This is a genomic window from Bartonella sp. AA1HLJMS, assembly GCF_042197445.1.
Classification (GTDB): domain Bacteria; phylum Pseudomonadota; class Alphaproteobacteria; order Rhizobiales; family Rhizobiaceae; genus Bartonella.
In genome coordinates this window covers 1-1,819 of record NZ_JBHIRW010000146.1, presented here as the reverse complement: position 1 = coordinate 1,819, position 1,819 = coordinate 1, and the positions used below count along the sequence as shown (strand labels likewise).

Genomic DNA, 1,819 nt, shown 5'->3' with positions numbered 1-1,819 from the left:
CCAACATTTGAAGAAGCTTACAAATTAGGCGTTAAAGAGTGGATGAAATCATCAAATGAGAAATGCGATAACCGATTGATCTTTTGGGAGAAGCTTGTTGAGGAAAAAAAGTTAAAAGAAAAATTAAAAGTTATCTTTGGGGATAAGAAGGTAAAGGCGCTGAAAGAGGCTATTGAAAAAGATAAAGAGCAGCTTGCAAGTGAAATGCAGAAAGCAATTTTGGAAAACAAAGATTTTTGTTACTATAAATCTCGAGAGTATTTCATAGACTATCTGAGATAATGGTTAAATGAAGGGGGGGGAATGGCTGTATAAATCAATGGATTTGCTAAAATTTCTGTTGTCATGTAGAGGTGAAAACTATGAGAGGCATATGTGATAGCCCTTAGCAGAGAGGGGATATTTTAAATTATAGTCAATCTTTTTTGCTGTGTAGGCGGTGATTTCTTAAGAGAAGTAGGGGAGAATGTTGGCTTCTGATGTCGTTGTTGCTTCTTGGGGCGTTTTGTTGTGATGATATTTTTTTTGCGAAATATATCGCTGCCGCCTTCTTTATCGGTGACAAAACCACCGGCTTCACGAACCATCAGTATTCCAGCAGCCATATCCCAAATTTGCAGGTTATCTTCCCAAAAGCCATCGGTTCTGCCAGAAGCAACATAAGCTAAATCAAGAGCAGCAGCACCAAAACGGTGAAGTCCGGCAACTTCCATCATTATATTGCGTAATTCAATAAGATAGGTTCCATGACCTGGGCGACCAAAATGAGGCATGCTTGTAGCAATGACACAATCTTCCAGTCTGCGTCGAGCAGAAACGCGACAGCGTCGGTTATTGAAAAAAGCACCATACCCGCGTTCTGCGGCGAAGAGTTCATCACTCACGGGATTGTAAATGACATCAGCAACGACTTTCCCTTGGCTTTCTAAAGCAATGGAAACAGCAAAAAAAGGAATGCCATGGAGAAAATTTGTGGTGCCATCTCAAAGGGTCAACAATAAAACGGTGTTGTGAATCTTCTCCAATGATTTCTTCTGACTCTTCCATCAGAAAACCAAATTTGGGGCGCGCTTTGCTTAATTCATTGAAAATAATTTTTTCCGCTTTGCGATCTGCTTGGCTGAGGTCATCTGCTAGATCTTTTCTGAGGTCTAAATGCCTTTTTTGAGGGTTTTTTCTAATTTTAGGCGAATGTGTTCATTGCCGGCAATGATATTTTTTTTGCGAAATATATTGTTGCCGCCTTCTTTATCGGTGACAAAACCACCGGCTTCACGAACCATCAGTATTCCAGCAGCCATATCCCAAATTTGCAGGTTATCTTCCCAAAAGCCATCGGTTCTTCCAGCAGCCACATAAGCTAAATCAAGAGCAGCAGCACCAAAACGGCGAAGTCCGGCAACCTCTGCCATCACATTACGTAATTCAATAAGATAGGCTCCATGATTTGGGCGACCAAAATGAGGCATGCCTGTGGCAATGACACAATCTTCTAGTCTGCGCCGTGCAGAAACGCGACAGCGGCGGTCATTGAAAAAAGCACCACACCCGCGTTCTGCGGTGAAGAGTTCATCATTCACGGGATTGTAAATGACACCACCAACGATTTTTCCTTGGCTTTCTAAGGCAATGGAAACAGCAAAAAAAGGAATGCCATGGAGAAAATTTGTGGTGCCATCTAAAGGGTCAACAATAAAACGGTGTTGTGAATCTTCTCCAATGATTTCTTCTGACTCTTCCATCAGAAAACCAAATTTGGGGCGCGCTTTGCTTAATTCATTGAAAATAATTTTTTCCGCTTTGCGATCTGCTTGGCTGA

1 protein-coding gene and 2 pseudogenes are annotated in these 1,819 nt (G+C 41.7%); 1 reads left to right on the top strand and 2 read right to left on the bottom strand.

From position 1 onward, the window contains the following. Window positions 1-282: pseudogene (locus tag ACFIQE_RS10050) on the top strand (hypothetical protein); the annotation flags it as partial. Window positions 283-404: 122 nt separating this feature from the next. On the opposite strand, the pseudogene ACFIQE_RS10045 reads toward ACFIQE_RS10050, so the two are convergent. Further along, window positions 405-1,143, bottom strand: a pseudogene (locus tag ACFIQE_RS10045) (inositol monophosphatase family protein); the annotation flags it as partial. An 8-nt stretch (window positions 1,144-1,151) separates the two neighbouring features. Continuing rightward, the coding region (locus ACFIQE_RS10040) for an inositol monophosphatase family protein (protein WP_375707665.1) at window positions 1,152-1,819 on the bottom strand (668 nt) is incomplete at its 5' end.